This is a genomic window from Teichococcus aestuarii, from assembly GCF_003116135.1.
GTDB classification, from domain to species: domain Bacteria; phylum Pseudomonadota; class Alphaproteobacteria; order Acetobacterales; family Acetobacteraceae; genus Pseudoroseomonas; species Pseudoroseomonas aestuarii.
This window is the reverse complement of the sequence record NZ_PDOA01000051.1, coordinates 1-7,209: the sequence shown is the minus strand read 5'-3', so window position 1 is coordinate 7,209 and position 7,209 is coordinate 1. Positions and strand designations below refer to the sequence as shown.

The 7,209-nt window shown below is 62.7% G+C and carries 6 protein-coding genes and 1 pseudogene; 2 read left to right on the top strand and 5 right to left on the bottom strand.

Annotated elements, in window-relative coordinates:
• Positions 1 to 286: 286 nt before the first annotated feature.
• The gene (locus CR165_RS23870) at positions 287 to 433 is read right to left on the bottom strand and encodes an AAA family ATPase (protein ID WP_245906742.1); all 147 of its coding nucleotides are present in this window, start codon (positions 431 to 433) and stop codon (positions 287 to 289) included.
• Positions 434 to 764: 331 nt separating this feature from the next.
• On the opposite strand from CR165_RS23870, the gene CR165_RS23865 reads away from it, so the two are divergent.
• Positions 765 to 1,121 carry a WGR domain-containing protein gene (locus CR165_RS23865; RefSeq protein WP_219929856.1) on the top strand — a complete coding sequence of 119 codons (357 nt, stop codon included), beginning with the start codon at positions 765 to 767 and terminating at the stop codon, positions 1,119 to 1,121.
• A 650-nt stretch (positions 1,122 to 1,771) separates the two neighbouring features.
• Here the strand turns inward: CR165_RS23865 and CR165_RS23860 are convergent.
• The 3 genes from CR165_RS23860 to CR165_RS23850 form a co-directional block, all read right to left on the bottom strand.
• On the bottom strand, positions 1,772 to 1,996 hold the full coding sequence (locus CR165_RS23860; RefSeq protein ID WP_109519381.1) for a DUF4170 domain-containing protein: 225 nt from the start codon (positions 1,994 to 1,996) through the stop codon (positions 1,772 to 1,774).
• A 101-nt stretch (positions 1,997 to 2,097) separates the two neighbouring features.
• Complete coding sequence (locus tag CR165_RS23855) at positions 2,098 to 3,114, bottom strand: class I SAM-dependent methyltransferase (protein ID WP_219929855.1); 1,017 nt, start codon at positions 3,112 to 3,114, stop codon at positions 2,098 to 2,100.
• 837 nt (positions 3,115 to 3,951) lie between these two features.
• Positions 3,952 to 4,284 carry an IS66 family transposase gene (locus CR165_RS23850; protein WP_109519379.1) on the bottom strand — a complete coding sequence of 111 codons (333 nt, stop codon included), beginning with the start codon at positions 4,282 to 4,284 and terminating at the stop codon, positions 3,952 to 3,954.
• 851 nt (positions 4,285 to 5,135) lie between these two features.
• On the opposite strand from CR165_RS23850, the gene CR165_RS25890 reads away from it, so the two are divergent.
• Complete coding sequence (locus tag CR165_RS25890; protein ID WP_245906744.1) at positions 5,136 to 5,774, top strand: transglycosylase SLT domain-containing protein; 639 nt, start codon at positions 5,136 to 5,138, stop codon at positions 5,772 to 5,774.
• A 483-nt stretch (positions 5,775 to 6,257) separates the two neighbouring features.
• On the opposite strand, the pseudogene CR165_RS23835 reads toward CR165_RS25890, so the two are convergent.
• Positions 6,258 to 6,855: pseudogene (locus CR165_RS23835) on the bottom strand (transposase); the annotation flags it as partial.
• Between the last annotated feature and the right edge of the window lie 354 nt (positions 6,856 to 7,209).

Below are 7,209 nucleotides of genomic sequence, written 5' to 3'. Positions count from 1 at the left end.
CATGTTCGTCAGGCTCAAGGACCGGCGCTGCATCGCCATGCGCTATGACCGCTGCGCCCATACCTTCATGTCCGCCATCTGCCTTGCAGCCACCACCCTCTTCTGGATCAATGAGTCCTGAGCCTAGGCTCGCGTTGGTCAATCGTCTTGGCAAGGTCAACATGGCTGGGCGTCAGTTCGAAACCGGCGCAGCCGTCCAGCAACGAGTCATCCTGTCGGGAGATTACCTCCTCCAGCAGTCAGTCGCGCAGAATCGCCTGCGCCATATACGCCCCTAACAACAGGCCTAGATGCTGCCGAGCGTCATCAACGCGGCCTTGGCTTGCGGGTCAAGGTCTACCAGCAGCAACCGCGCCTCCTGGCGCGCCAGCCCGCAGGTGAGATTGATGGCGTAGGGGGCCTTGCTTACGCCGCCCTTTTGGTTGGCCAGCACCAGGATGCAAGCATAGCGGAACCGGTCGGAGATGAGGGCTACGACGGCCCGGCCGACCTCATCCGGAATCGGCTCGCGGCCATTTTCCTAGCGAGAGATGCGGGGCTTATCGTAGCTGCGCTCCAGCGCAGCATTGAGAATGTCCTTCAGCTCCGATCGGCAGAGGCGCAACTACCGCCGCAGGGTCCTGAGGTCGCTTTCTTGCATAGCGTAGATTCTCACCCTTCCCGGTCCTGTTCTGACGTCAGAACAGGGGCAGGTGCTGCAAGGGTACCAAATCCATCCCCTTACCAACATAATCAGTACAATTTAACGGTTGCAGAAACACGGAATGGTCAAGCTTGCCAGCGCCTCAACAGCTCAGGCATGTTCCATTTTGGTTCTAACGGCTTTCCCGATGGATGTCGCTCGCATGCTGAGCCTCTGGCTGCATCGCCGTGACCCGACGCGCAACATGGACCGCTTCTACCGGCTCTACATAATGGCGGATCTGCTAGGCGGATGGTGTTTGGTGCGCGAATGGGGACGGCATGGCGCCGCCGGTCAGGTGCGGCGCGACCCCTACGCCAACAGCGCCGAGGCCAGTGCCGCTTGCGTGCGTCTGGCGCAGAAAAAGCTGCGGCGTGGCTACCGTCCTGCTTTTGGGGCGTCCTTGCCGCAGGAGCTGGCCGCCCTTCTCTGCCCTTGAGGATGCAGCCCTTTCATAGCGTCTGCCTTGCCGAAGCTGCTAGGCAAGGTGTTCTCAGCCCGGGACCCTGCCCCACGGTCCGGAAGACCAATGCCAAGCCTGCGTGGGGTCTTGCTACTGGACTTGCGTTGGAAAAGTGGAGGGTTCCCGATGAGGCAAAGGAAGTTCCATGACGCAGCAGAGACGGTTTTACGAAGGACTTCAAGGACGAGAAGGTCCGGCTGGTCCGGACGAGCGGGCGGAGGTAGTAAAGGCGTAGGCCTGCGGGATTGCCCCAAGGATATTAGGCACTACCCTGAATCTCAACAATGAGCGGCGTGATGGAGTGTGACGTTTGTGGCCGCGGCTGAGCTTCAGGCTGCGGCATAGGCAAGCTTTCCGCGTGAACTACCTATCCAACGAGAAATGCCGCTAGGCTCTTCGTGACGTTACCCGCGAATGGCCTGGAATACGGCTGACCTGCGCCTCAATTTTTAAATCAGGCTACAGAAACCGCTCCTGGGCCTGCTCCCGCTGGGACCGGTCGGGGAACCCTACCTTGCCACGCAGACGAGCGAGCGAAAGGGGACCTTCCCAGGTCAGGATGCGCCGCTACAGCGCACCGGCTGACAAGGCAGCCAGCGCGCACAGCGTCAAGAGAAGGCTCCGGCTCACCTCTTTTCCGGGATAGCTTGGGCCCGCAGCACGAAAAGCCGGTGCGAGGCGATATCCACCATCCTGCGCATACGTTCCAACCAGACCTTCTCGGCGGCCGCCATGCTGTGAAAAGGTCCGTGTAACTCTTCCGTGCCCTCTTCTAATTCCGCGAAACTCGTGTCGCGGAATACCCCGCCCCAGACCACCCAGATCTCGCGGCCATTGAGGGGATCGTTCATACCTTGGTCCTTCCGTTTTGGTCTGCGCGGTGGAACTGCCGGAGTGAAGCCCTGCACCGCCAGGAATGGCTGCTGTCAGCAGGCGCACCGTATACGGATTTTCATCCTCCGCATGCGATCGGATCGCCCCGCGCCACGGGCGATCTGGCGCAATGCAGCATAACCCTAGAAGGAAGTATCGGCGAGGTCCGACCGCCATTTGGCCAATCCGGCAATAGCTCGGCGGGCGTGGCGGCCCCTGCGAGCAGCGCCTGGCAGCCGGGCCCCACAAACCCCAGACCGGCCGCTCCGCGGTTCTGCGGGCTCTGCGGCAGGCCGGCTGCCAGCAGCGGCAGGTAGAGGCGGAGCCACAGGAGAGCCACCAGCCCGAGCGGCACCGCCACATGCTCGGGCCCCGCCTCCTCGGCCAGGCCGGCGGCGCCATCGGCCACCCGGCACAGGCTGCGCAGCAGGCCGAGCTTGTAGGTCGCACTCTTCGCGTCGTTGAGGATCAGGTGGCGCAACAGCGGCAGAGCGCCGCTGCCGTCATCGGGCAGGCGCAGCACCATCTGCGTCCAGCGGATCTCGGGCCGGCCCAGCCGGTCGGCCGCCTCGGTGACGGACAGGATGGCCAGCCCCTCTGCCCGGGCCAGCGCCTCGATCTCGGCCACCGATACCGGGTGCATGCCGCGCTCGGGCTCAGCCGGGCCGTGCCGCAGGGTCAGCGCCAAGAGGCCGCCCGCCTTCAGCAGCCCCACCAGCTCGCGGAAGGCGCGGGGCCGGTCTGCCGGGGCGACGTGCTGCCAGACCGCGCTCAGCAGCACCAGATCGGCTGCCAGACCCAGCCGCTGCGTGGCGGCAAGCGCCGGCAGGCGATCCTCCAGCCAGCGGACTCGCAGCCCAGCCTGACGCGGCTCAGCCGCCCGGCGCAGGGCGGCCACCGGCTCGATCGCCAGCACCTGGTGGCCCTGTGCAGCAAGCCACGCGGCCTCTCGGCCGGTGCCGGCGCCAACATCGAGGATCAGCCCCGGCTCCTGCGGCAGAAAGGGCTGCAGCCAGCCGAGCAGGGCCTCGGCCGGCACCGCCGCATCGCGCTCGGCCAGCATCGCGGCTTCGGCTGCGTACCAGGCGAACGCCACCTCCGTCCTGCCCTGCTGCTCCGCGTCAACCATCGTCAACCCTGTCAACCTCGCCCAAACCGCGCCACTGGCGCGCGCGCATGCTCTGCCCGACCATAATGGCCCACCCCCTGGGGAGGGACCCGCAGGGGGGCCGGGCCGCCACCTGCGTCGATCTGCCCGATGGCTGTTTCACGTCGTGACAAAAACGGCCGCCTCGCTTTCTCGTGAGCACATCGGAGAAAGCGGGATGGTGCAAGCGGCTTTGCGGGCTGTAGCAGCGATTTTCCTGCCGCTGCGGCCGTCGCCTCAGGCTGTGAACGGGTTCACAGCCTGGTTCACAGCTCAAACCATTGATATAGAAGGATATGTGAATGTGTGAAGCATGTGAAGGTCATGTCTCTCACGCGCGCCTCTGCACGCGCACCCCTGCACGCGCGTCTGCGCACGCGCAAACGGCGCGCGCGCGTATGCGGCCGCGTACGCGCGCACACGAGGAAACGCGTTCACAGCTTCACAGCTTCACATTTGGAGCGATTTCAGCAGCTTGGGGTGTGAAGAGGGGCGTGAAGCCGTTCACACGGGACAGTCGTGCTGCTGGACAGGCCGGCACCAACCGGCTGGCTGAACCTACTGGGCCGCGTCCTCCTCGTCCAGCGTCGGCGACACCTCCTGCCGGCAGACTGCGTCGAGCGGGATCATCGGACCAGGTCAGGCCAGAGCACGCTGCGGGCGCCATTCGCGACCAGATCAAGCCTGCCGAGGAGAGTAAGCGCTGTCTGGAGATCCTACGCTGCAGCACTTGACGGTTGGCTGTCAGCTTTGACCCAGCACCAGGGCATGATCTCGTCAATGCGGCTATTGGGCCAGCCATTGGTGAGCCGGGTCAGCAAGCCGTAAAGTAGCGCTGCAGATCGACGTCTTCAGCTTGCAGGTCTTCGCCAGAGAGACGATAGCAACCCATCTAGCAGCACCACCGTAGCTGCTGGCGAACAACACGTTCTTGCGGCTGAGGCAGATAGGACGGATCGCCCGCTCCACGGTGTTGTTGTCAGCCTCGCTGCGGCCGTCGTCGAGGAGCCGCTCCAGTTGCTTTTGGTGTCTCATCGCATAGCGGATGGACTCCACCGTCGGGCTGTTCCGCGGCGGGCGTCCGAGCTGGGCATCGAGCCAGGTGAACAGCTCCGCCACTCAGGCCCATCGCGAAAGGAAGCCACAGCCGCCCTGACGAGATCTGAAAACCCCGCATCCACAACCCGGGCCAGATCTTCGTGGCAACCCCGGATCAGGTATCAGTGGCCATCAACACCCTTTGTGAATCAGAACAGGTCAGCCATGGCAGTTTCCTCCGGCCGCCCTGGAATCACAGCAGGACCAAAGCGCAAGAGCGCCCATTGATAGGTCCTGAGCCTAGCATTCTCAAGCGGGCACTCGGTTCGTGAACCCAATCCCGTTCTGTACGGCGGCATCTAATTTCTTCGCAGCATCAGAGAAATCTCAAAGCAGATAATTATCGGGGGTTGAGTAAACCGATCAGTTCACCGCCTGCATTACCTCAAATGAAAACGTTCCTGTTACTATCCTGTACGTTTCCGGATCTCGCGAGTTAAAGGCCAACCAACACCAAAGCCACGCTGTCCCTCGCCCCCAAGGAGACTGACGTGACCAAAAACGCCTTCAGCATTGCACGCTCTCGTGCATTGTGGAATTCGCTGTGCCTATTTCTGCCGTCATGGAGGATGCGTGCTCTGCCCGCTGCCATGACCGCATCGCTTTTGCTTTTGCCTGTTGCCTTTCCTCCGGCTGAAGCTGCCCAGACGCGGCAGACGCGTGCAGGATCTATGGCGCAGAAGGTAAAAGCTTCGCCGGCATCTGCCACAACTATCAGGAGGGCTGCCGCGCAGCGCCGAGACGCTCGTGCGGTACGGCCCTCCGCGCGTGGGCAGAGCACGCAACGCATACGCGCAGCGCATCGAGAACAACAAGGCAGCCTTTCTAGGTCTCGTGAACGTACCGGCGAACGAGGCAGGAATACCGTGGAGGTGGCGCTTCAACGTGCAGAGCAATCGACGGGCCTTAGCGCCTATGTTCTGCGCCAGATTGCCAAACGAGAAAGCCGGCTTGATCCACTAGCTAGAAGCCCATCTTCCTCAGCGCGCGGCCTGATGCAGTTCACTCGTGACACTTGGCTTGAAGTGGTTCGAGATTTCGGGTCACAACATGGCCTTGCTCGCCAAGCCGCGGCACTCGTGACAGACCGCGACGGCAACATCGGTGCACGAAACTGGCGTGAGCTCCAGGCGATCCTAATGCTCAGGGACAATCCACACCTTTCGGCTATTCTTGCAGCCGAACGGCTCAAGAAAGCACAGCCGGCTCTGGAGGAAGCTATCGGTCGTCCTGCCGAGCCAGCCGATCTTTACCTTGTGCATCTCTTGGGGCCGACTGGCGCCAGACGGTTCCTGACTGCGGTGCGCGAAACCCCTGATAGATCCAGCCTAGTCGTTGTGGGTCAAGCGGCAAAGCCAAACCCTGGGGTTTTTGAGAGGCACGGCCAAGTCCTGCCCGTCAAGAAGGTTTATGAGGAAGTAGCCGAAATGTTCGGAACAGGGCTTCATCAGCCTGAACGCCTGCACCGTGACTCTACCTTGCCTGTGTTGATCGCTGATGTGGATCAGTAGGCCCAGAGTTGCCGCTATATGACGCGCACGGAAGCCATAGCCTTTGTCGGATGTGCTCTCGAGATCTGGGTGGTCTGAATCACCCCGGGTTTTCCGGGGCTCCAACCCTGGAGAAGGTGAAGCCATGACGACAAAGAAGACGGCAGCGAGCTGCTCGTCGGAAGTGTGGGAGCATGCGGTTCGACTGCTGCTGGGGAGTAGAGGCGACCACCCGGCGCGATGGGCAGTGATTAGCTCGCTTGCGCGCAAGATCGTTTGTACGACGCAGACGGTCCGGAATTGGGTCTGCAGCAGGCCGGTCCGGCGGGCAATCGCGCGGATCGACAGGTGCTCCCGGAAATGCCAGCGCCGGATAACGCTCAACAACGCCATGTCCAACACTCCCGCTGCCCCCGCCCAAAAGGCCGAGGCTAGCGTCCGAACATGGGTCAACTCTCAGTGGCAACTTTACCCCAAACCGGGTCAGATCTCAGTGGCAATCAACATGGTCGCGACCTCCCGCTCCAGACGTCGTGCCGCGGTGACGTGCCGTCGCGGACGTTTGCAGCGCAGGCTCATACCTTCCAGACGGTACAGCCGATAGACGCGTTTCCTGTTCACGGCCCAGCCTTCGCGCCGGAGCAGGATATGGATGCGCGGGTAGCCGTAGCGGACACGCACCGCGGCAATCTCGCGGATCCGCAGTCTCAGGGGCGCCTGGTCGTCGCGGCTGGAGCGATAACGCTGCGAAGAGCGGTGGAAGCGCAGCGCCGCACATCCCCGGCGTTCACTCACGCCGAGCCTGTCCTGCACGTGCCGGACAAGGTCGCGCCGACGATCAGGCGTCAGGGCTTTTTTGCCAGCACGTCCTGCAGCATGGCCTTGTCCAGGCTGAGATCGGCCACCAGGCGTTTCAGCTTGGTATTCTCCTCCTGGAGCTGCCGGAGCTCCGAAGGGCCCAGGCCACCGTATTCTGCTTCCAGCGGAAGAAGGTGACCTCCGACACGCCCATCTTGAGGCACACCTCGGCCACCGCCGTGCCCAGCTCCGCCTGCTTCAAGGCGAAGGCAATCTGCTCTTCCGTGTGGTGGCTCTTCCGCATCACCCAGCCTCCGTTCAGGTCAACAATCCTGCCGAAAAACTCTCAGAATGGCCGAGCCAGTTTCCAGGTTTAAGGTCAGTCAAAGCCGTCGACCTCTTCGCCTCCGCCAAGTCGGAAACTGTCCAGGTCCTCGAACATTCCGGGCGCTCGTCGACACCCGCCATCTTACTGCCTGTTTGAGAATGCTGGTGGTGAGGTGTTTGGGCGTCCCTGCGTGGCCAGATGGTCTGGATGTGGACCAAGGAACACCGTGCCCGGCAGGCAGCGTTTGAGCGGCGGCGCTACCCGACAGATCTGACTGACGAGGAATGGCAGGTCATTTGTCCTCTGCTGCCGCCCAGCAGCGCCCGCGGC